General features: G+C 42.2%; 19 protein-coding genes. 6 read left to right on the plus strand and 13 right to left on the minus strand.

What is annotated here, in order from left to right; genetic code table 11:
• Positions 1-162: 162 nt before the first annotated feature.
• On the plus strand, positions 163-1,449 hold the full coding sequence (gene ctpC, locus IQ246_RS05975; protein ID WP_194001057.1) for a carboxyl-terminal processing protease CtpC: 1,287 nt from the start codon (positions 163-165) through the stop codon (positions 1,447-1,449).
• A gap of 317 nt (positions 1,450-1,766) precedes the next feature.
• On the opposite strand, the gene guaA is transcribed toward ctpC, so the two are convergent.
• From guaA to IQ246_RS06000, 5 genes are all read right to left on the minus strand, one after another.
• Positions 1,767-3,389: a glutamine-hydrolyzing GMP synthase gene (guaA, locus tag IQ246_RS05980; RefSeq protein WP_194001059.1), complete on the minus strand. Its 1,623-nt coding sequence runs from the start codon at positions 3,387-3,389 to the stop codon at positions 1,767-1,769.
• A 229-nt stretch (positions 3,390-3,618) separates the two neighbouring features.
• Positions 3,619-4,734, minus strand: a complete 1,116-nt coding sequence (gene cbiD, locus IQ246_RS05985) for a cobalt-precorrin-5B (C(1))-methyltransferase CbiD (RefSeq protein WP_194001060.1) — start codon at positions 4,732-4,734, stop codon at positions 3,619-3,621.
• Positions 4,735-5,254: 520 nt separating this feature from the next.
• Positions 5,255-5,551 carry a hypothetical protein gene (locus tag IQ246_RS05990; RefSeq protein WP_194001061.1) on the minus strand — a complete coding sequence of 99 codons (297 nt, stop codon included), beginning with the start codon at positions 5,549-5,551 and terminating at the stop codon, positions 5,255-5,257.
• Positions 5,552-5,588: 37 nt separating this feature from the next.
• Positions 5,589-6,182: a DUF3177 family protein gene (locus IQ246_RS05995; protein WP_208492029.1), complete on the minus strand. Its 594-nt coding sequence runs from the start codon at positions 6,180-6,182 to the stop codon at positions 5,589-5,591.
• A gap of 597 nt (positions 6,183-6,779) precedes the next feature.
• Positions 6,780-7,025, minus strand: a complete 246-nt coding sequence (locus tag IQ246_RS06000) for a Calvin cycle protein CP12 (protein WP_194001062.1) — start codon at positions 7,023-7,025, stop codon at positions 6,780-6,782.
• A gap of 376 nt (positions 7,026-7,401) precedes the next feature.
• Between IQ246_RS06000 and IQ246_RS06005 the strand changes: the two genes are divergently transcribed.
• Entirely contained in the window at positions 7,402-8,628 is a 1,227-nt protein-coding gene (locus IQ246_RS06005; RefSeq protein ID WP_194001063.1) for an FIST N-terminal domain-containing protein, read from the plus strand.
• 142 nt (positions 8,629-8,770) lie between these two features.
• Here the strand turns inward: IQ246_RS06005 and IQ246_RS06010 are convergent, their stop codons facing one another.
• Both IQ246_RS06010 and IQ246_RS06015 read right to left on the minus strand, forming a co-directional pair.
• Entirely contained in the window at positions 8,771-9,907 is a 1,137-nt protein-coding gene (locus IQ246_RS06010; RefSeq protein WP_194001064.1) for a metallophosphoesterase, read from the minus strand.
• A 305-nt stretch (positions 9,908-10,212) separates the two neighbouring features.
• On the minus strand, positions 10,213-11,241 hold the full coding sequence (locus IQ246_RS06015) for a hypothetical protein (protein ID WP_194001065.1): 1,029 nt from the start codon (positions 11,239-11,241) through the stop codon (positions 10,213-10,215).
• Positions 11,242-11,375: 134 nt separating this feature from the next.
• On the opposite strand from IQ246_RS06015, the gene trmB reads away from it, so the two are divergent.
• Together trmB and IQ246_RS06025 are read left to right on the plus strand one after the other, a co-directional pair.
• Positions 11,376-12,029 (plus strand): tRNA (guanosine(46)-N7)-methyltransferase TrmB, encoded by a 654-nt coding sequence (gene trmB / locus IQ246_RS06020; protein WP_194001066.1) that lies wholly within the window; start codon positions 11,376-11,378, stop codon positions 12,027-12,029.
• A 119-nt stretch (positions 12,030-12,148) separates the two neighbouring features.
• Entirely contained in the window at positions 12,149-12,937 is a 789-nt protein-coding gene (locus IQ246_RS06025; protein WP_194001068.1) for an ABC-2 family transporter protein, read from the plus strand.
• A 220-nt stretch (positions 12,938-13,157) separates the two neighbouring features.
• Here IQ246_RS06025 and IQ246_RS06030 read toward each other — a convergent pair whose 3' ends face one another.
• Both IQ246_RS06030 and IQ246_RS06035 read right to left on the minus strand, forming a co-directional pair.
• Positions 13,158-14,885 carry a serine/threonine-protein kinase gene (locus IQ246_RS06030; RefSeq protein ID WP_194001127.1) on the minus strand — a complete coding sequence of 576 codons (1,728 nt, stop codon included), beginning with the start codon at positions 14,883-14,885 and terminating at the stop codon, positions 13,158-13,160.
• A 116-nt stretch (positions 14,886-15,001) separates the two neighbouring features.
• Positions 15,002-15,838, minus strand: a complete 837-nt coding sequence (locus IQ246_RS06035) for an alpha/beta fold hydrolase (RefSeq protein ID WP_194001129.1) — start codon at positions 15,836-15,838, stop codon at positions 15,002-15,004.
• 289 nt (positions 15,839-16,127) lie between these two features.
• Between IQ246_RS06035 and IQ246_RS06040 the strand changes: the two genes are divergently transcribed.
• Positions 16,128-17,660, plus strand: a complete 1,533-nt coding sequence (locus IQ246_RS06040; RefSeq protein WP_194001070.1) for a SagB/ThcOx family dehydrogenase — start codon at positions 16,128-16,130, stop codon at positions 17,658-17,660.
• Between the two features lie 126 nt (positions 17,661-17,786).
• Here the strand turns inward: IQ246_RS06040 and IQ246_RS06045 are convergent, their stop codons facing one another.
• The 4 genes from IQ246_RS06045 to IQ246_RS30795 all read right to left on the minus strand — a co-directional run bounded on the left by IQ246_RS06045 (position 17,787) and on the right by IQ246_RS30795 (position 22,829).
• Positions 17,787-20,408, minus strand: coding sequence for a DUF3769 domain-containing protein (locus IQ246_RS06045; RefSeq protein WP_194001072.1), 2,622 nt, complete (start codon positions 20,406-20,408; stop codon positions 17,787-17,789).
• A 383-nt stretch (positions 20,409-20,791) separates the two neighbouring features.
• On the minus strand, positions 20,792-20,908 hold the full coding sequence (locus tag IQ246_RS06050; protein ID WP_162394642.1) for a photosystem II reaction center protein I: 117 nt from the start codon (positions 20,906-20,908) through the stop codon (positions 20,792-20,794).
• A gap of 328 nt (positions 20,909-21,236) precedes the next feature.
• Complete coding sequence (locus tag IQ246_RS06055) at positions 21,237-21,914, minus strand: DapH/DapD/GlmU-related protein (protein ID WP_194001074.1); 678 nt, start codon at positions 21,912-21,914, stop codon at positions 21,237-21,239.
• A gap of 786 nt (positions 21,915-22,700) precedes the next feature.
• The gene (locus IQ246_RS30795; protein ID WP_255515472.1) at positions 22,701-22,829 is read right to left on the minus strand and encodes a hypothetical protein; all 129 of its coding nucleotides are present in this window, start codon (positions 22,827-22,829) and stop codon (positions 22,701-22,703) included.
• A gap of 810 nt (positions 22,830-23,639) precedes the next feature.
• Between IQ246_RS30795 and IQ246_RS06060 the strand changes: the two genes are divergently transcribed.
• A complete protein-coding gene (locus tag IQ246_RS06060; protein ID WP_194001076.1) occupies positions 23,640-23,963 on the plus strand; it encodes a hypothetical protein in 324 nt (107 codons plus the stop codon).
• Positions 23,964-24,530 lie beyond the last annotated feature (567 nt).

The following is a 24,530-nucleotide window of genomic DNA, read 5'->3' on the forward strand; positions in this document are numbered from 1 at the left end:
GCCCCATGCCCCATCCCCAAGATTTTGCATCGGCAACCACTAAGGTAGCCGCATTGTCAAGTAATTTGTTTAAACTAAGAACACATGCTCAGTCTGTACAGTTTACCCTGTGTTAGATTGAGCATACTGACTATAAATTTTCCCTCTGACGCAGCTGTCATTATGGTGATTACAAAAAGTAGGCTTGTTTTGGGTGCTACGGCAGTGACACTCTCCACAATTGCTGTTACTAGTCTTGGCATTCACTCGCGAGGTCAGGCTTTATTTAAAGAAAGTCCTAAAGCATTGGTGGATGATGTATGGCAAATTATATACCGAAATTACGTAGATGGCACTTTCAATCAGGTAGATTGGCAGGCTGTTCGTAAAGAATACTTGGGCAAGTCCTACAGTAATCAACAAGAAGCTTATAAGTCCATCCGGGAGATGCTTAAAAAGCTAGAAGACCCATACACTCGGTTTATGGATCCAGAAGAATTCAAGAATATGCAGGTTGATACCTCTGGAGAATTGACAGGGATTGGGATCACAATCAGTCAGGATGAAAAAACGAAACAGCTGGTTGTAATTGCGCCAATTGAGGATACGCCAGCCTTTAAAGCCGGGATTTTGTCCAAGGATGTCATCCTCAGCATCAACGGCAAAAGTACTAAGGGAATGGATACCAATCAAGCGGTATCACTAATTCGAGGTGAAGCAGGAACGCAAGTTAACTTGACTATTCAGCGTAATGGTCAGACAAAACAGTTTGACATCAAACGAGCGCGGATTGAAATTCATCCGGTACGCTACTCCCAAAAGCAAACTCCAGCGGGTAACATTGGCTACATTCGCCTAAATCAGTTTAGCGCTAATGCTGGTAAAGAAATGCAGAATGCTATCAAAGATTTAGAAGCCAAACAGGTATCTGCATATATTCTGGATCTGCGTGGTAATCCAGGCGGCTTGCTATTCTCTAGTGTAGAAATTGCTCGAATGTGGATGGATAGAGGCACAATTGTCTCTACTATTGACCGTCAGGGTGAGCAAGAGCGGGAAGAGGCTAACGGTAGGGCTTTGACGAATAGACCAATGGTGGTGCTGGTGGATAAAGGTTCAGCCAGTGCTAGCGAAATTCTCTCAGGAGCGTTGCAAGATAATAAACGTGCCACTGTTGTAGGGACTCAAACCTTTGGTAAGGGCTTGGTACAATCAGTGCGTCCCTTGGAAGATGGCTCAGGATTGGCAGTAACAATTGCTAAATACCATACCCCTAGTGGTAAAGATATTAATAAGCATGGCGTTGATCCAGATGTCAAGGTGGATTTAACCGATGCCCAGCGACAGGACTTGTGGCTTAATGAGCGTGAAAAACTCGGCACACTAGCAGATCCTCAATTCGCTAGAGCAGTGGAAATATTACGTCAAAAAACTGCTGTTAGGGACACTGCCACACCAGTAAAGAATTAAATTTAGCTAAATTTAGAATTAGGACTAGCCCTTTTGAAAAAATAGGTGTTTGAGTTACCTCGTCGGTCTACAACAAATTGAAAGGGTTAGTCCTATAGCCTTGAAAGGCTATTCCCTGCTATGCAACAATGACAGCAAATCAAATACGCGATCGCATTAATCTTCCACAAGTCAAATAGCGCAGAGAAAAAATAAATCCTCTGCGCTATTTTGTCTTGAAAAGTTTCCTACGCTGGGTTTCCCGGCTTTCCTTCGGAACGCTTATGCGAACGCGGAACTTTTCGCTGCATTAATCCCTGCGCTCCTTTGCGTTTAAATCATTCCCACTCAATAGTTCCAGGCGGCTTGGAAGTGATATCATAAACAACCCGATTCACACCTTTGACCTCATTCACAATCCGCGTGGAAATCACTTCCAGCACATCGTAAGGCACACGTGCCCAATCAGCAGTCATACCATCTTCACTGGTAACAATCCGCAAGACGATTGGATAAGCATAGGTACGTTTATCCCCCATAACCCCCACACTGCGAATCGGTAGCAATACAGCAAACGCTTGCCAAAAATCATGATACATGCCGCGTTGGTTAATTTCTTGCCGCACAATCAAATCTGCATCGCGCAAAATGTTTAACCGTTCAGCGGTTACTTCGCCTAGGATGCGAATCGCTAAACCAGGGCCGGGGAAAGGTTGCCGTTGAACAATTTCTTCTGGTAAACCAATAGAACGCCCTACTTTGCGGACTTCATCCTTAAACAGTTTCCGCAGCGGTTCTACTAGTTTAAATCGCAGGTCTTTGGGCAAACCGCCAACATTGTGATGACTCTTGATTTTCACTGCTACCCGTTCACCAGTTTGCGGATCAACATTGGTGTCAGCCGATTCGATCACATCTGGGTAAAGAGTGCCTTGAGCCAAATAGTCAAACTGACCGAGGCGTTTAGATGTTTCTTCAAACACACTAATGAATTCATGCCCGATGCGACGGCGTTTTTCTTCGGGATCTGTAACACCAGTGACCATCGCCAAGAAGCGATCGCGAGCATTTACATACTCTACCGGAATATGAAATTGTTCTTTAAATAGTTTCAGTAATCGTTCTGGCTCTAATTTACGCATAAAGCCTTGATCGATAAACACGCAAGTCAGCTGATCCCCGATTGCTTTATACAGCAAGAAGGCCAGGGTAGAAGAATCTACTCCCCCAGACAGTGCCAACAACACCCGCTTTTCGCCAACTCTAGCGCGAATTTCCCGAATTGCTTCTTCGACAAAAGCCGCTGTTGTCCAAGTTGGTTCACAGTCGCAGATGTGGTAGACAAAGTTACGGATTAATGCCAAACCACCAATCGAATGTACTACTTCTGGATGGAACTGAACGCCATAAAGTTTCCTTTCGTGGTCTGCAATGGCAGCACAAGGAGTATTTTCTGTATGTGCCAGCAATTCAAACCCTGGTGGCATTTGTGTAACTGAGTCTCCGTGACTCATCCACATGGTAGTGCCATCTTCAACATTAGTCAGCAAGTCTGTGGGATCATCAATATATAATGATGCTTTGCCATACTCGCCTCGCTCAGCCTTGGCCACTTCCCCGCCGAGTTGGCTGACCATCAGCTGCATACCGTAGCAGACACCTAAAATAGGTATTCCCAAGTTCCAGATTTCTGGGTCACAATGAGGAGCATTCTCACTATAAACTGAACTCGGCCCACCCGAAAAGATGATCCCTTTAGGATTGAGTTGGCGTAAATGTGCAGCTGTAGTACGATAGGACAAGACTTCTGAATATACTTGAGTTTCGCGGATGCGACGGGCAATCAGTTCGGAATATTGAGAACCGAAGTCCAGAATCACAACCAATTGGCGATCAAGTCGCCTAATGTTTTCTAGTGCTTGAGGCGCTTGTTCTGTTAGTAGAGTCACCGCTGTATTCATGACCGGTAGATGTATGTCTGTTAGGGATAAATCGTCGCTCTGGGGTCTAACGTGTCACCATTTCGCTGCCTGGTCAGGCTGATAATGGGATGAAGAATTTCTGCAAACGCAAACTTAAGTACGTCTGCTGAGCTTGTGAATCTGAGATGGTATTAAAACGATAAATTTACCCTAGAGTGGCTACTGCAAAAATTATTTATTTGGATTGTTTACGATTATTCATAATAAATTAACATAGTTTCCCCATCAGCAGGCCAGCAGTTTTACTCTTCACGATAATTTTGCGATCGCGGTCAAACAGAATAGAGCCACACACAATTACCTGTACATCCCGGTCACTATGGCTTTGGATGTATTCTTGGCAACGAGCATCAATGGTTGAAGCGATCGCACTATAAACTTGATTTACCCAATCGCTGCCAGTTGAAGCATCGAGCGATCGTAAGTATGTCAGTGCTGCTTCAGCAGTAGCACTATCAAATACTACTTGTATATCTGACGAATTTAACCCGGCTAGGGCACAATGCGCTGCCAGAATTTCCCGGCGTCCATCAGCAACGTGGTGATGAGTGTGAAAAATCCCCCCAGCCAGTTTCATCAGTTTGCCGTGATAGCCAAATAATAAGATTTCTTTAACTTTCAGTACATCAGCTTCTACCAACATTGGCCCAAGCCAGTTAGCAGTTTTTACTAATTGCTCTGGATTAATACCTAGTTTCCGCGCCAAATCTAGGCCATTCTCCCCAATACAGAATACCAAACTTTCAAAACGACTGGCTTTATTTTGTAACTCGGCCCGAAAAGCTGCAAGCTGATCAGGTGTACTCAAAGGCTGAGAAATGCCGCTTGTTCCCAAAAGAGAAAGTCCTTCAACAACACCGAAGGCTGCATTTGAGGTACGAACAGCAAGCGATCGCCCCTCCGGTAAAATAATCGTCACCGTGATTTTCTCTCCCGGTGTTAGTAAACGACGCAAATTCTCTTGTAATAGCCGATGAGCATAAGCATAAATAGCCGGCTGATCACCTGCATTCATCTGCCTACCAATTCCTTCCCCCCCTTGAATAATTACAGCTTCTTCCCCCTCTTCTCGCCATTCCACCATTGACCAAATCGGTGTATTTCTAGTCAAGTCAAGATTATCACCCGGCTCACTGCGAGTAATTGCCAAAGCCATGCTCTGGGATAGTCCTGCTACCTGTTCAATTGGTATTTCAGCGATTTGGGCTGGTTCAATCAAATCTACCGATACTACGCTTAAGGATTGGCGATCGCATAACCAATGTAAAGCTGCAACAGCAGAAGCACAAGCAAATACGGGGAGTGTGTATCCAGAACGGGACATTTTTTAAATTTAAACCACGAGTAGCCCATACGCGATATTTTGTCACACACAGGACTTACGCAACTGGCATATTATTTGAAGTTCGTAGTAAGGACTTTAGTCCTCACTACAAACAAAAAATTGAGATTTTTGTGACACTTGCGTAAGTCCTGACACAGATCACTGTTGGTCGGTCAGATCCAATGCAGTGTTAGCCTGCTGAGTACTGCTTACTGCTGCTTCTACCTTTTGGCGAATCGCTACTTGAACCTTCTCATCAAAATCGGGATCGTCGGGGCTTGCAACAATCCTACGCGGACGCTTCTCAACAAAATCTGGTTTTTTAGTTGCGATGCCTAGGTTGGGCTACGCCTACGCATCCTGAAACAAGCTATATACGTCCTAGATTTTAGCACCTCACTGTTAGAGCGTTGCTCCCGCTTAAGTGTTGGCGATCGCGTAACCAATGTAAAGCTGCGACGGCAGAAGCACAAGCAAATACGGTGTTAGTTTTCTTGGATAATTTATTTCTTGGAAGTCCCTAAACACCTACTTCTGATAATAGAGCCTGCATAGCTTCCCAAGAGAGTCCTTGTTGAATATAACGAGGTGCTTCAGGATTGTAAGGACTTGCTATGCGGTCAATGCTGAGAATTTTTGCTCCATCTGGCAGCACAGGCACATCTGCATCAAATGCTGTTGGGCGCATTAAAGAACTGGAAAAGCCTCTAAAAACAGCAATTTCATCCTGTTCATCAGCAATTTCTACCGTAACAATTAAGACTTCTTGCTGACGTTTGGCAGTGTATTGTTCCAGTCGCTTGCAAATAAAATTCATTTTTTGAATTTTGAATATTTCAGTAGTGCAGCGACGATTACTGTTGTGTAGCTGAGCGTCCCTGCTTGCCCAGCTTGATCAGGACAAAGTAGCTTAAGTATATTACATAAACTACTAAACTAATTATGGCAAGAAAGCCTAAGAAACCAGGCTTGGTATTAGGATGAAAATATTCTTTGAATAGTGATGGAGCCTCGAACCAGAGACGACAATAGGAAGCATTAATCACATTTTTGGAAAAAGCACAACCTAGAAAAGGTATAAAAGCTAGCGTGTTCAAAATACAATAAACACTCACAGCCCAGCGCCAAGAAGTAAAAACCAGTTTTAATGCTCCACTAGTTTGATACTCAATCTCATCGTTTAGATCCACCCAGAACCATAATGAAATGGGGATCAGTATCAGACCCATCAACCCAGAGATAAAGCTAACTGGATACTGGGCAATCATTAAATAAATCGTGATTGCTAGTAAGCTTGATACTCGCCAGTAAATACCTAATAAGCGTTGTATCACTTCCACTTTTTGCACAAACGCCCAAATCAAGAGAATTAGGGGAATAATCACGGCAAATAACACTGCCAGTCGGTAGTCAATCCAAACAAAAGGGCGAAGCCAAATATCATTCATAATTTTTCTCAGAAGATAAATAAAATATTTTTAATCAAAAGCGAGTATCAATAACCGAGATATCTGTCAGCTGTTAGCTAGCCAGTAGTTTATGTATCTTACATAACAGTTTAATCAAATCAAACAGCCCAGAAGCTATCCGCATTACTGGGACTATATCCAAGTTATAACCAGACAGAGGTAGTACAGTTGTTTACGCCGATGAAGGAGAATAATTTTCTGAAATTTCACCTTCGTCTTTCTATATAAATAAAAAACAAGCAACTAGAGATCCCCAACTTAAATCTTGCTGTTATCTCTAGTAGACTCAAGGAGAGTTTCAAAACCCAACCTAATCTGTTCTAGATTCGGCACTTCCGGACAAACTATCTCTATTTTCTAGGAGCTAGAGGATCCTCTTAGAGAACAAAGTCCTCAAATGAACAGGACTTAAATTTCTCCAACTCCAGATAAATCACTGAGTTTTCACCATTTGGGTGAAAATATTTCGGAGAAAGTAAGATTTTGCGTGGGAGTGGCGTGAAGGAGCAAGGTATCGGTCAATAGATCTTTGGTTGCTTGCCGACCAAAGGATGCGAAAGTTTACCAAATAAATTTCTAGTCTTCGTAAACCCGGCACTCAGCTGCATCTGGGTTGTCATCACAGTACTGTTCTAGAGAGTTTTTTGGTTTACCTTGGCGCTTGTGAGAAGCTTCGGCTTGTAATTCTTCTACTGCATCCCAAGCCGCAGCACACTCTGGTGAGGTACTACCTGCCGCATCACAGACAGCACGAGCTTCTTCCACTTCTTCTTGGATTTTTTCTTGAATGTCGCTGTTTGCTTTTTCTTGGATGTTAGTCATTGCTTTAGTCTCTTTGTGAGTTGTTAATACTAGTATAGAAAAACTTCAAAAATGGCTGTTTTTGGCTCTATGTCTCACCATTCTAATCACTTAGCTGATAAGTTAGTGTTTTAGCCTGATAATCCATATACTAATACAGGAAACTGCCGCATCTATACTGCATTCACTTTTATCTTTTAAGATTTTGTGGAGCCAGTACTACAGATGAATAATCATACAATATATTTTAGATGCATATATTTAGAGAATGACAACCCCAGCTTCCTGGGATTGGGAGATACAAAGGGCTGGCGTCAACTCTTGTTAAGATGCAATTCTTCTCAAAATTAAAGAATCAAAAACTACTAGTCTAAACAGAGAAAAAAGCCCAAAACTCATGGCAGACCAAATGCAGTGGGCAAATGCCCTATCAACCCGTCATTCTTTGGAAGCAGCTGTTACAGATGTGGTGGAACGAGCTGTCTCATCGTTAACAGCACCTCCAGATTTAGGGCTGGTATTCATTTCCTCTGCTTTTACGAGTGAATATTCCCGACTTTTACCCTTATTGGCTGAGAAACTTTCTGTACCAGTGCTAATTGGCTGTAGTGGTGGAGGTGTGATTGGAACAACAGTTAGTGGACAAACTCAAGAACTGGAAGCTGAACCAGCCATTAGCTTAACTTTGGCGCATCTTCCAGGGGTGAAGGTGCAAGTCTTTCATATTATTGCCGAAGAATTACCCGACTTAGATAGTCCGCCAGATGCTTGGTTAGATTTGCTTGGCGTACCACCATCACCGACACCCCAATTCATCTTGCTGTCAAGTTCTTTCTCTTCGGGAATTAACGACTTATTGCAGGGGCTGGATTTTGCTTATCCTGGATCGGTGATCGTGGGTGGACAAGCTAGCGGTGGGGGTATGGGTGGTCGTATTGCCCTATTTTGTAACGATCGCCTGTATCGTGACGGCACAGTTGGTATAGCTTTAAGTGGCAATATTGTGCTGGAAACAATTGTGGCACAAGGATGCCGACCAATTGGTAAACCGTTGCAGGTCACAAAAGCCGATCGCAATATTATCTTGGAGTTGGATGAGCAAGTACCTCTGGTGGTATTGCGAGATTTGATTGCGACTCTCAGCGAAAAAGAAAAGACTCTGGCACAACACTCTTTGTTTGTCGGTGTAGCAATGGATGAATTTAAAGTTTCTTTGCAACAAGGAGACTTTTTAATTCGCGGCATACTGGGAGTAGATCCGACAGCAGGGGCGATCGCAATTGGCGATCGCGTCCGTCCCGGCCAACGCCTGCAATTCCATCTGCGTGATGCCGAAGCCTCCGCCGAAGACTTAGAATTACTCTTAAAAAGCTATCAACACCAACGAGAGACTGAACCCTCTCCCTCTGCCGTAGCTGCTTTGATGTTTGCTTGTCTAGGGCGAGGTGAAGGACTATATGGAAAACCCAATTTTGATTCTGAGCTATTTAGACGCTACCTTCAAGATATTCCTGTTGGCGGCTTTTTCTGCGGCGGCGAAATTGGCCCAGTTGGTGGTAGAACTTTCCTACACGCCTACACTTCAGCATTTGGAATTTGCCGCCAAATCAGTGCTGAGTGCTGAGTGCCTTTGCATCAGTCTTTAATGATCAGCATTCAACCAAACACGTATGATTCAGCTGACACGCTCAAATGTTGACCTGAAAGCAAGTTTTCATTTCAAAACTCATAACTAAAAACTCCGGACTGGCCACGCCCCGCTACCGCTAACACAACTCACTACTCAGTAACAATGTGCTGTTGTTATCAATCAGAGTAGGAATTCCACTAGTAGCAATGCCTGTTGTGGGCTGCGTAAACGCACCATACGTCTGAATGTAGCGCCGCACTTCTAATGGAAAGTGAGGATAGTCAAAAACAGCATCGCCATCAGCAATAGTTGCCCAGAAGTCGCGTAAACCAGGAGCTAGTTCTTTTGCTTGGGACAATGGTAAGTTTAAGGGCGGATGAGTTAGCAGCTTAATTATAAAAGGAAAAGAGCGATCGCCCATCCACTGCCGCGATGACTGTTGTAAGTCGGGAAAATCAGGTATTGACTCTACCCTATGTGATAAGATTTGCAACCATTCCCTACCTTGGTTATTTTGATGAAACTCTAATACCCGATAAGGATGAGGATAGCTGACTAAAGAACCAGTGGTGATATCATATACGCCTTCTGAGCAGGCAACATCCTGAACATGTAAATGCCCGGTAAACACTAGCCTGACTCCATAGTGTCGTAGCATCTGCAATAGTTCCGGCGCATTTTCCAACATGTAGCGATTTCCGATTGGGTGACGCGATTGATTGGGCAAATGCTCAACAACATTGTGATGCACCATCACCAAGACTAATTCATCACCAGCCGCCGCTAGCACTTCTTCTAACCACCTTAGCTGCTTGGTATCCAAACGCCCCACCTGCTCACCCTCGTCATTAAAAGAGTTAGAATTCAATCCAATTAGCCTAACTCCAGGTAACAACTGATGAGTGTAGTAAATTTGCTGTGGATTGTCATAGCCAAATTTAGGGTAATAATAGGGAAAATCGGCAAAAGCAATTGATTGCTGATCTGCCATCAGCACAGGAACGTCATGATTACCAGGAATCACATAGACGGGAAAAGGTAGATGGGCTAATCTTTGTTGTAACCAAGCATGGTTTTCCGGTTCGCCGTGCTGAGTTAAATCTCCTGGAAGTAAGAGGAAATCTAAATCGAGTTGTGTTAAATGTTCTAGTACACTTTCAAAGGCGGGGATACTAACTTCCACCAAATGAAAACGGCTGGGATGATTCCAGATTGTGTGGGGAAGTGCGAGGTGTAAGTCACTGACTATCGCAAAGCGAAAATTGAGAACCATTGATTTAATAAAATGTTAAAAGCAGAGGGTAAAACTACTCTTTTCCAAAGAATATAACCTTTGCTTTGTTTCCCTGCTAAGGAACGCGTCCATTTAACATTTATATACATAAAGCTTCAATTACACGGCAAGTCCAATTCAAAATCAATAAAGTTCCGATCATTGGAAGCGGATGCTCAGACCTTTATCAAAATTAAAAATGTAAAATCCTATTTCTGAATTTTAAAAAACGTGTGTACACGTTAACTAATCAGAACTTATTGTTTGTAACCTTTTTGAAATTATATGAGTTACATAGAAAATTCTTAACTACTTCTAGACTTAAAAAACTTTTGAAAGCGAACTTTAATATTATTTACCTTCAAGTTAAAGTAACGGCGTTGCAAAAATATTTGGCGCTGCCAACTTGATGCACTCCGCCAGCGCTCATAGGTAGGAGTAGCTATGTCTGTTAAGAAGTTTTGCCACCTTGTAGTTAATTGTAAAACCCCACTATGAGAGGCTCGAATATGACCATTTTCTATCATTGCCTGACGCAATTTATGGTCGTCACGCAGACGTTTCAGTGATGTAATTATTTCTTCCACGGAAGAGACTTCGATATAATCTAGTTCACTTTTGCGCTCATATTGGTAAGCAGATTCATGACCAAGAATGATCGGAACTCCAGTGTGCCAAGCATTATACAACTTAGAGGCTGGCTTCTGATTATATGTATTGTTATTAAAGCTACGCACGGCAACTACCACATCAACATCACTGTAGTCGTGCCAGCGTTCAAAGTTAACAATATTCCAATTTAAACCCAAGGCATTGACTTGGCGTTTCCAAGCATCTGTTTGCATTTCCGAAACCAAGTTATCTACTTGACCAAAGTAGGCAACATTTTCAAATCGATCACCACGTATATCATCACGAGGAATTAGCCCCGACTGAGGCCAGTGGGGCATAAAGTAGGTTTGCCAAAGACTGGCTGAGCGTCTTGTAATTTCATCTTGAGTATTTTGTATAATATGAAGCTGTGCATAAGGGTGATGACTTCTATCTGCACGCAAACAAACAATCAATAATTCTGGTGTTGGTTGTAGGTTGTCTGGCAAAAAATCACGATGCGCCAAGATAATTCCTTCGTGAGGTAAAGTTCCTACCAGTTGACATGGGAATCCATGATGTTTGAGGTGAAGATAAGTTTGTAGAGTCCAGTTGTAGCGCCCTTGACCGTAACGCAGAGAATTTTGCCACTGCCAGTAAAGATCCGCATTCTCTAATATGCGATTATCAGGCCATTGGCTTTGGGGAATGTAAAAATAAATGGGTGGTAAATTGTCAGTCATGGGAGTATATAATCGATTTTCCGATTGAGTATAGCTTTTGCTTTGTCAAACTGATAAGGGAAAAAATCAGGGGACGAAACTCTATTTAAGCTCAAGGAAATCAGAGGGTATTTTTACGTAAAGGAGAGTAAATTTTGGCAACTGTCCGAGTCCGCCAACATGTTAACCCACTTGCCAACAAGTATCAAACACCAGCGAGTCCCCTTGAATGGGAAAAAGTTTATGCAAAGCCAAACCAACCGCTACATCTAGATATTGGCTGTGCTAAGGGACGGTTTTTGTTGGATATGGCAAAGATAGAACCCAACTGGAATTTTCTCGGTTTGGAAATTCGGGAACCGCTGGTGGTGGAAGCGCATAAGTTACGCTCGGAATTGGGTTTGACAAATTTGCACTATTTGTTTTGCAATGTGAATAATTCACTGCGATCGCTCTTATCTTCCCTCCCCACAGGAACTTTGCAGCGTCTTACCATTCAATTTCCCGATCCTTGGTTTAAAACTCGCCACGCCAAACGTCGTGTAGTACAACCAGAATTAGTAGCAGAATTAGCTAATTATCTTGTGGTTGGGGGAGTTGTATTGCTGCAATCCGATATAGAATTTGTCGCAGTGGAAATGCGCGATCGCTTTGCTGCTCACCCAGCTTTTCAGAAACTTGGCACAGAAGAATGGCTAGCAAAAAATCCGCTACCAGTCCCTACAGAAAGAGAAACAAGTGTCAGATCGCGGGGTGAACCTGTTTATCGAGCTTTGTTTGTCCGGCGAGAAATTGTCAAACAAGAGTAGTTACGCAATGCGTCTAGTTCTGATAGTGTATGATCAGTGAATACACGGGGTATTCTCTAGCAAAGCTGTTTCATTCCCTAAAAAGCGCTGATTTACAAGCGGCCAAGGCAAAAAATCAAATGAAACGGACGATTAAAAAAGCCCTAACTTTCTTATCAGTATACTATGCCTATATTGTTGAGTATCGGGCAGAATTGCTTTTATGGGTTTTGGCTGGGTCTTTGCCAATTATCTTCATGGGTATTTGGATAAAAGCAGCCCAAGGTGGAAAATTTGGCTTAACACCTGTGGATTTTGCTCGTTACTTTCTCACAGTTTTTGTTGTTAGGCAAATTACAATCGCCTGGGTAATTTGGGATTTTGAAAAGGAAGTAGTGGAAGGCAAGCTTTCACCAAAATTGTTACAACCGATAGATCCGGTATGGCATCATCTGGCATCCCATCTTTCAGAAAGAGTGGCTCGCATACCGTTTATCTTGTTACTAATTGTATTGTTTTTTTTACTATATCCCCAAGCTCTTTGGGTGCCAAGTTTAGAAAAATGGCCCCTGTTTACATTGGCAGTAGTGCTAGCTTTTATTTTACGCTTTCTAATTCAATACACTTTAGCTATGTTCGCCTTTTGGACGGAGCGGGCTAGCGCTTTAGAAAATTTCTGGTTATTATTTTATCTGTTTTTGTCTGGAGTTATTGCGCCTTTAAATGTCTTTCCAGAACCTATACGGACAATAGTGCTATTTACACCTTTTCCCTATTTAATTGATTTCCCTGCGAGCCTTTTGGTGGGGCTACCTGTGGATGTAGCCCAAGGATTTTGCTCAATGGTGGGTTGGATATTAATATTTTTAGGTGCGAATCGCTTACTGTGGCGTGCGGGATTGAAACGGTATTCTGGGATGGGAGCGTGAACAATTCCAAAATTGCGATGTCTATAACGGGAGTAGATGCAGCAATTTACTGCTTTCTATAGGATTCCTATTTAGTTTTTGAAAAAACTGCGTACACCTCTAACTCCGTTTTTTCCTATCCCCTATCCCCTATTCCCTATGCCCTATCCCCTATTCCCTATTCCCTATCTCTACAAGTCAGTTCACGAATCAAATCTGATTACTATATATGAAATGTAGACTACAAATTACTTGGTATTGTTTTAAATTTTTCAGCCGAACCCAAAGAATAATCTTCTAATCTAAAATCAGCAAAAGGCTTCTGTTCTAACCTATTCCGCAGTGCTTCATCCAGAATTACATTTGGTGATTTTTGTTTGACACCAATAATTATAATACTTTGCTGATATGCGGTTAAATCATGATTGTCCTGGCAATCACTACGCTGAAATTGACCAAGATTTAATAAGCGATAACCCTTAACACTTGGGCTATTACTAAATAATTTTTTAGCTACAAGTTGTAATTGTTTAGAACGCTCCAAAGCCATACGGTGTTCAACCACCAAATCACCTTTACAAGCAGTGCCTACAGAGATAATTTCACTGGGAGCCTCCATTATTTTATGAATATCTTCTTCTACATTCAATTTTAAAAGATCGAGGCTAATAATTTGATCCTTATATTTAATTTGAAAGCTGCTGCCTAAAAGCCATTTATATTCTACCGATAAAATGGCTATGTTAAATTTGGCAATTCTACCCTGGCTATCCCTACCTTTTTCATAAGGAAAATAATTAGTCTTACCTATTTTTATCGGAGATTGCCCATATTTTGAAGTTGAAGAGAGTTTTGTGTGCCACAGCGTTAAAGCCATAATACTAACTAATCCTAAAGTTACTAAAAGTGCTGTTAAAAGTGCCCTTGCGGATACTTTTTTCAGATATTTATGTTGTTGGGTTATAAAAGTTTTATTAGTACTTGGAAAAGTTAAATTTTCAGACTTTGGACTCTCGACTAAATTCACATTTGCAGCAGTTTTTGCTATTAATTGACGCTCAATTTCTTCTAGATGATGCAAAATCTGCTGGGCATTGGCGGGACGTTTTTCTATATCCGATACCATGAGCCAATCAATTAAATTCAAAAGTAAAGGTGAGATGCGAATAGTATGATTCCGCCAGTGCAACAAATTGTGGTGGATATCGTACATATCCAAGGGATGGCATCCCGTTAGTAAAAATACAAAAGTGCGTCCTAAAGCAAATAAATCTGATTCTGGCACAGCTTCACCGCTCATTTGTTCTGGAGCACTGTAGCCGGATGACATAATTGCTGTCATATCTTTGTAGTTGCTGAGTTGGGTTGAGCATGATTTGGCTATTTTTCTGGCTGTACCAAAGTCTATTAATACAAGCTCTCCCCAACTTTGTTTGGTATGGGAGGAGCGGATTATGACGTTAGATGGCTTAATATCTCGATGCAAGTACTGCTTGCTATGGACGGAATCCAGAATTTCTAGCAACTGTTTTAACCAGGCGATCGCTTGTTCTTGGGAAATGGAGTGATTTTGTTGCTGCTTTAGCCACTGTTCTAAGTTGGGGCCGTCGATTTTTTCCATTGCAATGCAGTGCAACACCAAACCATTTCGGGTTTGATAATGGAAGTAACTACCCTGGTGGGGAATGCTGGGATGATTCATCTTTTCCAGTACAGTTACCTCTTGTTGAAATAGTTCTACAACTTCAGCATTGTTTGATAATTCCTCCTTGAGTACCTTGAGGATTTTGGGCGTATCTTGTTCGTATGCCTCATAAACTTTACTAAAGCCTGTTTCTTCATTTAACAGACGCATTACCCGATAACGCCCCAGTAACTCTAGCTGGGAACCACAACTTAGACAAAAGCGGTTTTCATCATTATTTTGGTGATTTGGTTGAGGGCAAACAGGATTGATACAAAGGCTCATGACTGGCTTATCCGTACTTGAAGAGGAGCGTAGACGTATAGCGTCGCTAGACATCGCTCATCTTCATTCTTCTGTTCCCGTTCAATAATCCCGTCCAAATAATAATGAGATTTTTCTCACCTGTGTTCTGCCAAGAAAGTTGCTACAGTCTGGTTAAATGCTTCTGGTTGCGTCAAAAAGGGCCAGTGATTGCCGGGAACTTGGCAGAGGCGTAAATTTTTCAGATAGGCTTTATAGGGTTGGAGTTGCCAATTTTGGCGGTTCAAACCTTGTTCTGGCTGCACAAAGAGGGCAGGGGTGTTAAGGGGAATTGTCAAACCAGGCACTTGCATTACTTCGTCAAAAATGCGATCGCGGGCAGCAAAAGTAAATTTGCTACCCCAACTACCATCAGGTTTTTGTTCTATTCCTGCCTGAAAGACTTGCTTTTGTAAAAGACTCCATCCCTGATATTGCTTTAACTGCTGAGCTTGTTGTTCGGCTTCTTCTTGACTGGCAAACGGGCCCATACTTTTAAGAAAAGGTAACAAGCGATACAACATTGGAAAAGTTACCCTCAGAAAGCTGGGCATCTTCCAAATGAAAATCGGATCGACTAGAATTATACTCCGCAAGCGTTCTGGGTTTTCCCTTGCCCAGATAGCAGCTAATTTACCTGTCCATGAGTGACTCACAATATGGGCAAAAGACCATCCCAGATGATCCATTAATGCTTCGAGATCTGCGATCGCACTCTCAAAACTATAATCTTTTATTGGCTTACTACTTTCGCCATGACCACGCATATCTGGCGCAACTATGTGGTAATCTGCCGCCAGGTAATCTCCCAAGCTAGACCACACTAGGGCGTGATCACCTAAGCCGTGTAACAGTAGTAAAGGTTCTTTACCTTGGTTCCACTCTAAATAAGAAAGTTGGATATCAGGCTTTGATAAAGTTTGACGTACAGGCATCATTGCAAATCCACCCGTGGAGAGATAGCTTTGCGCTTATGGTACTGCGAAAAAACGTCTTCGCTGAACAGGAAGAAGGGCTACGCTTCGGCTACACTCAGCGCTAGCGCTCAAAAACCGGTGCAGAGGGGCAGAGGGTAAGGACTTTCCCCCAATCCCCCACTTCCCAGTTGATTCGTTACCAATTACCACTTTGTGAGTTTGAGGATTGTACTAATTAAGACGAAATAATGAGGCTGATGAATGCCAAGATCAAAAAAAAGGACATACCAAGGATATTGAAATTACTATGCCAGAAATATATCAATCAATTGCCCAGCATTATCACGAACGTACTAAGTATGATCCTGAGACTCTTGCCTCTAAAAATCAGAGGTTAGACTGGGCTAAGCAGCCAGTGCCTTTTAAAGAGTACAAAATTGGCTCTACTTTTGATCTCAAACCTTATATCCAAGAAAAATCAAAGGCATTTACTAATAACCCAGATGCTCAATGGTGGCAAAGATTATCGCAGCTGCTGTTTCGCAGTTATGGACTAACAGCAAAAATGCCTTCTATGGGAAGTGCGGTGTATTTACGAGCCGCACCAAGTGCAGGCGGGTTATATCCTGCCGAAATATATGTGGTTTCCCGTGGAACGCCGTTATTACCACCTGGACTGTATAACTACCAGTGTCGGACTCATTCCCTGATGCATTATTGGGAAAGTGATGTTTGGCAAACTTTACAAGCAGCCTGTTTCTGGCATCCCGCACTAGAAAACACCCAGTTGGCAATTATTGTGACTGCGGTTTTTTATCGTTCAGCGTGGCGCTATGAAGATCGGGCTTACCGCCGAATTTTTCTAGATACAGGACACCTGCTGGGTAATATCGAGTTAGCTGGTGCGATTACTGATTATCGCCCCCACTTAATTGGTGGTTTTGTAGATGAATCGGTAAACGATCTGCTTTATGTCGATCCGCAACAGGAAGGTGCGATCGCTGTCCTACCTCTGGCAGACTTGTTAGATATCAAACAAAATCTGCCACTGGGATGTACTGCTTTACCTTCTGTCACCCAAACCAATTATCCGCCAATCCCTGATGGTGAATTGCTGACATATTTTCATCAGCACACCCAGGTTCAACCAGGTATAACTGGTAATCTCAATTTACCAACGGTCAAACAAGAAAAATCTTTAGAGGATAAATACAATTTTCCTTTCTGTCTGAAAATTCCCACCGCTACCATGCCGATGTACTGGGGAGAAAAGCTTGCAGAACTGGAAATCAACATGTACAAGCGACGTTCTACCCGCGCTTATAATGGTGATGATTTAACCTTTGATGAACTGAAGTCTTTACTTGATTTTACCTACCAACCACAAAATTATATTGACCAAAGTTTAGATACTTCTCCAGATTATTTTGACCTAAATTTAATAGAGACATTTATTGCTGTTTGCGGAGTTAAAGGACTGGAGGCAGGTTGTTACTATTACGCACCCAAAGCCCAAGAGTTGCGCCAAATTCGGTTTAAAAACTTCCGCCGAGAGTTGCATTTCCTCTGCTTGGGGCAGGAATTAGGGCGGGATGCAGCAGCGGTACTATTTCATACAGCTGATCTCAAATCAGCGATCGCCCAGTACGGCGATCGCGTTTACCGTTACTTACACATGGATGCTGGTCATTTGGGTCAACGGCTGAATTTAGCTGCAATGCGCCTAAATATCGGCGTCAGTGGTATCGGTGGTTTTTTTGATGACCAAGTAAATGAAGTTTTGGGTATCCCTACAGATGAAGCAGTTATCTACATTACAACATTGGGACGACCAAGATGAAACTAACCACATAGTCACAACAAGCGCATAGATTCTTTGTATCTGTGCAGTTCAATTTATTACCTGAATCTCTGGGAAGGTAGAACAGCAAATATTTCCGTGCAATTTCTGCACCCCCAGCCCATATTAATTTTCCTGTCGCACACCACCCACAACTGGCTTAACTTCAGAAAATGGATCTGTGCCCCCACTCCAGTTAAAGTCACTAATGCGGATAATGAAGCCACCTAATTCCAGCACTGGATTGTATCGCAAAGTGATGCCATAGGTACGGCGGCTATATTCTAAAAAGTAGTCCGTGCTGCTTTCTCTACCTGTATCTAAGTTAACTGATGTCTGAAACCCTAAGCGAAATGGCCCATAAATTTGCTGCGAGATCCCAGCGCTCAGCACTTGGTTATCAACAGAGCGATCAAACAGAAAGGGCGATAATCCATTGTTGAAACCTTGAGAATAGCTGATATTAAAGGCGGTATAGTCTAAATACGGCCGGGAGAAATGACCAATCTGTCCTACCAAGCCAATTGTACCAATGAGGGTACTTTGGTTATCACCATTGGTGTAATAGCTACTCGTACCTGTGACACCGGCAACTGCTTGCAAATAAGGAACAACTGGAGTGGCTGTGTATCGTAATCCCTGTGTGGCGGTTGGTGCTAATGGTTTTCCCTGCCACAGCAACAGCCCACTATTGAGACTAACACTGGCTTGTACACGACCTAATGAAATGCGATCATTTTCCCGATTTGGTTCTAGCAAGTCGAGGCGATCGGTGTTGGCTTCAATGTACTGAGCGCCTCCCTGATAACTGAGGTTAATACCGCTGTTACCTAAAGGAATCACTGGAGAAGCAATTACGCCGCCAAGACTACTCTGGACTGTTTGAAAACCTAGAGTGCCATTGTAAAGGCGATCGCGGTAGCTATATTCCAGATTCAATATGTGGGGGTTGCGATCGCCTAATGTCTGGCGCAATCGCAAACTAGCTCTTAGGTTCTCGTCTACCTTGTTCAAGTCAAAGCTAGTTAATTCCCCAGAACCCTGAAGTGTAGCTGTTGGACTCAAAACAGCATTCAGCTTTGTTTTCGCACCCAAAAGCGCGGCTAAGTCACTAGTGCCTTCTTGCACAAGTTTTTGCACGAAAAACTGAGGCGTAATAGTCAAGCTTGCTTGGTCTGTATCTATCAGTGAAAAGCCACGCTCAACAAACAAACCACCCCGCTTATCTCCATCAAAACCGGGGGAGATGATTGCGGGGGTAACTTCCCGCTCCCGACGATCGATGGTTTGCTGATCCACTGGAATTGGTACAGTGAAATTTTGGTCAAATACTAAACGTTGTCGCTGCGTGGTAATGCGGTCTACTAAGGGCGCTTCCCTAGTTGCAGTAACTTTATCTGCCCGGATCTCTAGTTCTGGAGGCGAAAAAGGGTCATTGGTGATCCGCACATCCCTAGCTTGCCAACCTCGCGGATAGAAGTCAATTTTTTGAGCTTCAAACCGGAGCCGATTCACTACCCCCCCTACTTTTGGTGGCGGGACGTTTCTAGCATCTGGTTGACCACCTAGTACAAAGTCAATGCCTCCAGGACTGCTCACACCTGAAATGGGCTGATTGGCTCTAATGCGATCGCTTGGTGGACGTCTTGGTACTCCACCCGCAGTCACATCCGTGGGCGAGAAAGCAAAATCTGTTTGCGTTGTGGGTACGTAAATTTCGCCCCCGCCATTGTACAGTTCCCCACTATCTTGAATAAAGTTATAGGTAAAGCGTTGTCCCCGCAATACCTGATCTCCCCTTGTCAACGCTACATTGCCTTCGCCCACGGCAATCAAATTGTCCAAATTTACTTGCAAGCGATCGGCATCCACAACCGCCCCATCAAATCGCACCACTACATTACCTTGCGCTGTGATAATTCGTCTTTGCTCGTCGTACTCCTGGCGATCTGATGTTACTTCTACAACTCTTGGTGTTGCTGGTATGTTAGTAGGTGCTGATCTACCAGGTGGTTGATTTTGTGGCTGATTGATAGCGTCATTCTGCGGTACAGGAACTGGAGTTTGAGATTGTTGGATCTCCGACTTGAATTCTATGGTAATCGGCGTTGAGGGCTGGTTTGTCGGGCTGCGAGACTTGAATTTTATAGTATTTTTTACTAATTGAGAACTCGGTGCATTATCGACGACAGCTTGAGACAGAGTGATTTTTCTGGGAGACTGTTGTACAGTTGCATCACTTTGCTGTTTTGATTGAGTTAATTTTTCAATTAAGACTTGCGCTTTAGACTGGTATAACTTCCTGCTGTTGGTGACGATTGGATCAGTTGGCAGCGCATCTGGGCTACTGGCTTCATGAAGATTAGAGGTTTTAATTTCCTGCATAGGATAACCAACTGTCAGCGGTTGTCCCAAAAGCGCAGCACTCTCAGAGGTGGTCAGAGGTGAAAATTCTGGTGGAAAGGTTTCTGGTGTATTGGGTGCAGATAGGACTTCGGCAACTACCAAGTTATCTTGAGTTGCATTTACAGGAGTTGGCAAACGCCGATAACTCCCAGTGTCGCTTGCAGGTGCTAAATGAGGCAAATCCTTTTGCTGCTTAGATTTGTCCTTGTTTTCCTGCTTTGTCCCAGTCTCGGTTTCTACAACTGAGGTAAACTTGGTCTCATTAGCAGATGATACAGAATTTGCAAGTTGTAAAGGTTCGCGGATGAGAGGCGGATCAGGCGGCAGAACTGGATGAAGCATACTTGAACACAATCGAGCTAACAAACAGCCAAATGGCCGCCGGAAGGATGAATTATAGACTTTGCCTTCCGATTTTCGCCTTCTACCTACCTATAACAAGCTACTCGAAGGAGGACAGTGCATTTCGCAAATAAGCTGGAGCGGCAAAAGCTGCTCCAAACTTTTCCTCACCGAAGCTGCTAAGGGCGATTGAAGGGCTTCCTAAGCCACTACATTGCTCTCACCAAGAGTTTTAGACACTCGGATGGTAGGATCTGGCGTTCAGTTACAGGCGAAATGTTTTCCTAATATTCCAAAACAGAACCTATGGAGTAAGGTAGCAAGCGCGTGGCGTTTAGGAGCTTCGACCTTCGGTCGGCAGTCGCGGATTATTTACCGTTCTTTTACTCCGCATCCCGGCGGCCTGGGTTACGAGCTGGGTCGTTCGACAAAAATCCGAAGACGAAAGTAGCCACAAACAAGGCAACAACAATATAAACAGCGATTTTTAAAGTCACCATAGAAATATCTCCAAGGGTGTGAAAAAAGCTTTCTCTCAGTATCTGCCATGCAGAAAAGATAGCTCCTTTATATTACCCAAATCTCGTCCCTTTTTTGGAGGACTCCGGTGATAGTGGAGAACCCTTTACTGTGCTCAAGAGTGAGCTTGGTTAACTATCTTACAGTAACCCATAAGGTTCTACCGCGTATTTGGCTATGGGTGCTGTGTATTGTCTGAATTGTAGATGCCTTTAACAAAGAGTTGTGGACTAGTTATTCTTGTGACGTTGAATGACGATAGAGGTTTCCCAGTCTGGATATAAAGTATTTTGTTATCAAACATCGCTGCTAGACCATACTAATTCGATTTTTGATTACTCGTGCAGGTAAACCTACAGCAACGGAGAAGGGAGGAATATCTTTATTAACAACTGCTCCAGCACCGATAACACTGCCTTTGCCAATGGTAACGCCATCTAATACCGTTACTCCGTGCCCTAGCCAGCAGTCATCCTCAATCACAATTCCCTTGCGAGTGACACCTTGATATTTCATCGGCTCCATCGGATCTGCAAAATTGTGATTATTGGCATATATTCCTGAGTGGGCAGCAATCATACAGTGCTTACCAATTTTGATGTCTCCTGGGCCCTCAATACACACGTCTGGCCCGATGAAGGTGTCATCCCCAATATGTATACAAGTATCTTCCAAACACCCTATATCAACGTTACGCTCAATTGCGACTCTATTTCCCAAAAAAACTTTGTTGTTTTGGTGTCCTTTCCCATCTATCCTTACACCTTTGAAAATATATACGCTATTGCTAATTTCAATACAAGAAGTCCCCATAAATTCTACGCCATTCTGAATGTAAACTTGGCTGCCTATCCGACTAAAAATACTACGATATCCCAAATTTCGTAACTTTACACCTAGGGCAATTGTGGGAATTTCTCCTAACAAAGTGATTAATAAAACTTCTCGCAAGCGTTGCAATTGTGACGAATAGTTCTTGTTATTCATGCCTACAGACTCTCGATGAATTGTTGTTAGCAGGATTGAACAATGGTTCTAAAAACAGCCTTATTTCTGCTAATACCAGTTTGCTTGATATCTTCAAACTCTGAATTTAGTTAGCAGGATGAGGAAAACTTTCTAAGATGTTTAGATGGGTTCCTAAGTACTTAGAAAACCAAACAGTCAAGGTTTGACTATATGAGCAATTCTCTAACCTAAACGTTGTGGAATCTCTCAATTGGTATGCAGAATTTCCTTGAAGCGCCAGAAGCCTTCGCACCAGTGTTCTTAATAGCAAAGTACGCAACAATATTGCTTCTTTATGACCAAACCTAATTAACAAAGCAATATTATAGTAATCCGATTTGATTCGTGAACTGACTTGTAGAGACAGGGAATGGGGGATAGGGGATAGGGAATGGGAAAGAAGGGAGTTAAAGGTGTACGCAGTTTTTTCAAAAATCAAATAGGAATCCTATAGTGGATTGCAAGGTCAAACCTTAGACTATTAAATTGTCAAAGGGGAAATTTTCCTGGTTGAAACAGGCTATTGTTTCGTTTTCTTGTAAAACTTGAAAAACTTGTTACACAACTAGCTATAAAGTTGTTTGCCTTAATAGTAATTACTATCAGGCTGTTTTACTCTTTTAAAACAACTCAGTTCAACAAGCTATTTTTCAACAAAAATACATCTATCTAGACTATTGTAAAGACCAAAAAAAATTGCTGCCTAGCATAAAAATGTAATTATTATTGAATTTGTATAGGTGTTTTTGCTTAAATAAAACCTAATTAAGGTGGATTATCTCCAACTTCAGCCATCACATTGAAGTTAACCATCGGTGCAAACAAGTAAGCGCTTCCCCGACTGCTATGACGACTTTCTTGCAACGAATTTCTAGAGTATGCTGCTCCAATCATGTTGCACACTGATGATTTACAGACTAACCCAATCACGCTTTTAATTACATGAACGGCTTTTAATAATAGTTGTTTCTAACAATAACACATTTTATTTTTATTGGATCACTCTCAAAACTTAAGTTGACTTTAAGATTGCTTATATAGAAAGAATAGATATTTGGATAAATTTATTACTAGAGCGATCGCAATTATCAATTAATTTTATATTTACAGAGAAAATATACATAAATCATATTTTGTAGCTTAATTACTGTCTAATAAAATACATATACTATTGCATTAACCCTATCAATTAATGTATAAACGTGAAAACCCAGATAAATTTGTATAAAACCAATAATCGGTAGCCATTAAGGCGATCGCTTGTCAAATTACAACCGGATACAGTTAACGCTTACGTATAATTTACTAAAACTCATGCTAAAAGCCGATGAAGAAATCAAGCGTGAAAGCTATTTAGATGTAACGGTTTTCTAGGTCGTTTTGTCCATATTTTTAGTGTTGCTTAGGTAAGGAACTCATTGGTTCCACGTTACACTCAAAATGATATTTACGATACTTTTCACATCCTGATCATCAAAGAGCCAAAAAGGTAAAAGTTTCCACGTTTTATTACTTATATTTGACAATTTGTAAATCACCCGATCGGATGAGCCAAGCGGGTGATGCGTGCTTGACACTGCCCATTATAGATTTTATATCAGAGAAAACCCAGATATATCTTAATTTCCCGGATAAGTCTACAAGACAACTATACAAGTGCCCAAATTCAGGTATCGGTTTCAACTCGTCAACTTGGTTTAAATTATGGTTTTAATTAAAGAAATAGTCCAACAAGCTTTAACCACCGGCTATCTAAGCGTTGTAGCCGAAGATCAGATGCGAGTGCTTATTCAAACTAACTATGACTCAGAAGACCTAGATGCCTGGATTATCTTGCAGCGAGCTGTTGTTACAGGTGATGTTAAGCAAGAGTCGCGTCGAAAAAAAGCTTCTCAGTCTGCGAAAGGTAAAAACGCTTCATCAAATCTCAAACTTGCTTACCAAATAGCAGCAGAGATTGCGAGTGCAGCAGCTATGGCTCTGAGTCTGCCAAAAAATACCAACGATCAGCCTTCGATGGGTGTATAAAATACCACGCTAGTAATGTATTTTACTGAAGCAAGATTGAGTTTTGATATCAAGCGGTTGGCGATCGCTTTTTTTTGTCAAACCGCTTGTTAATACTCTCAGGCTCTAAGAGGATGTTTGAAAAGTATTAGGCGAATAGAATTCGCTACTACACAAACAAAGTCCACCTCCGTGGACTAATGAAAATCAAGGGTTTTTAACCCACAGAAGTGGGTTTTGATTGTGTAGCCGCGACTTCCAGTCGCCCGGTGAGTAATAAATTAGACTTTTCAAACAACCTCTAAGGGCACAGCATTGCTGTGCCCTTAGAAAAGATATGGTTTTTAACCTTGATTCATATTTGGTATTTCTTGTCAATGCGTAAGTTCTATCAGTATAAAAATCCAGATTTCTTATAAATATATAAATGTCATCAAATTATTAAATTTTAATATGGAGAGCATTGGACTTAGGGGAACGCATAGAACTACAAACACCCTTGGTGTAAACTATAGCAACGAGGAGAAGAATAATTATCAATGCTTAACAAAGTCATCGCATCCTCACAAACACAGTATAAAGAATTGG

This window comes from aff. Roholtiella sp. LEGE 12411 (assembly GCF_015206995.1).
Classification (GTDB): Bacteria; Cyanobacteriota; Cyanobacteriia; order Cyanobacteriales; family Nostocaceae; genus Komarekiella.

What these genes read in the sequence shown, in the direction of transcription:
- ctpC (WP_194001057.1), top strand. Translation starts at nt 163, where the DNA reads ATGGTGATTACAAAAAGTAGGCTTGTTTTGGGTGCTACGGCAGTGACA.
- guaA (WP_194001059.1), bottom strand. Translation starts at nt 3,389, where the DNA reads ATGAATACAGCGGTGACTCTACTAACAGAACAAGCGCCTCAAGCACTA.
- cbiD (WP_194001060.1), bottom strand. Translation starts at nt 4,734, where the DNA reads ATGTCCCGTTCTGGATACACACTCCCCGTATTTGCTTGTGCTTCTGCT.
- IQ246_RS05990 (WP_194001061.1), bottom strand. Translation starts at nt 5,551, where the DNA reads ATGAATTTTATTTGCAAGCGACTGGAACAATACACTGCCAAACGTCAG.
- IQ246_RS05995 (WP_208492029.1), bottom strand. Translation starts at nt 6,182, where the DNA reads ATGAATGATATTTGGCTTCGCCCTTTTGTTTGGATTGACTACCGACTG.
- IQ246_RS06000 (WP_194001062.1), bottom strand. Translation starts at nt 7,025, where the DNA reads ATGACTAACATCCAAGAAAAAGCAAACAGCGACATTCAAGAAAAAATC.
- IQ246_RS06005 (WP_194001063.1), top strand. Translation starts at nt 7,402, where the DNA reads ATGGCAGACCAAATGCAGTGGGCAAATGCCCTATCAACCCGTCATTCT.
- IQ246_RS06010 (WP_194001064.1), bottom strand. Translation starts at nt 9,907, where the DNA reads ATGGTTCTCAATTTTCGCTTTGCGATAGTCAGTGACTTACACCTCGCA.
- IQ246_RS06015 (WP_194001065.1), bottom strand. Translation starts at nt 11,241, where the DNA reads ATGACTGACAATTTACCACCCATTTATTTTTACATTCCCCAAAGCCAA.
- IQ246_RS06025 (WP_194001068.1), top strand. Translation starts at nt 12,149, where the DNA reads ATGAAACGGACGATTAAAAAAGCCCTAACTTTCTTATCAGTATACTAT.
- IQ246_RS06030 (WP_194001127.1), bottom strand. Translation starts at nt 14,885, where the DNA reads ATGAGCCTTTGTATCAATCCTGTTTGCCCTCAACCAAATCACCAAAAT.
- IQ246_RS06035 (WP_194001129.1), bottom strand. Translation starts at nt 15,838, where the DNA reads ATGCCTGTACGTCAAACTTTATCAAAGCCTGATATCCAACTTTCTTAT.
- IQ246_RS06040 (WP_194001070.1), top strand. Translation starts at nt 16,128, where the DNA reads ATGCCAGAAATATATCAATCAATTGCCCAGCATTATCACGAACGTACT.
- IQ246_RS06045 (WP_194001072.1), bottom strand. Translation starts at nt 20,408, where the DNA reads ATGCTTCATCCAGTTCTGCCGCCTGATCCGCCTCTCATCCGCGAACCT.
- IQ246_RS06050 (WP_162394642.1), bottom strand. Translation starts at nt 20,908, where the DNA reads ATGGTGACTTTAAAAATCGCTGTTTATATTGTTGTTGCCTTGTTTGTG.
- IQ246_RS06055 (WP_194001074.1), bottom strand. Translation starts at nt 21,914, where the DNA reads ATGAATAACAAGAACTATTCGTCACAATTGCAACGCTTGCGAGAAGTT.
- IQ246_RS30795 (WP_255515472.1), bottom strand. Translation starts at nt 22,829, where the DNA reads ATGATTGGAGCAGCATACTCTAGAAATTCGTTGCAAGAAAGTCGTCAT.
- IQ246_RS06060 (WP_194001076.1), top strand. Translation starts at nt 23,640, where the DNA reads ATGGTTTTAATTAAAGAAATAGTCCAACAAGCTTTAACCACCGGCTAT.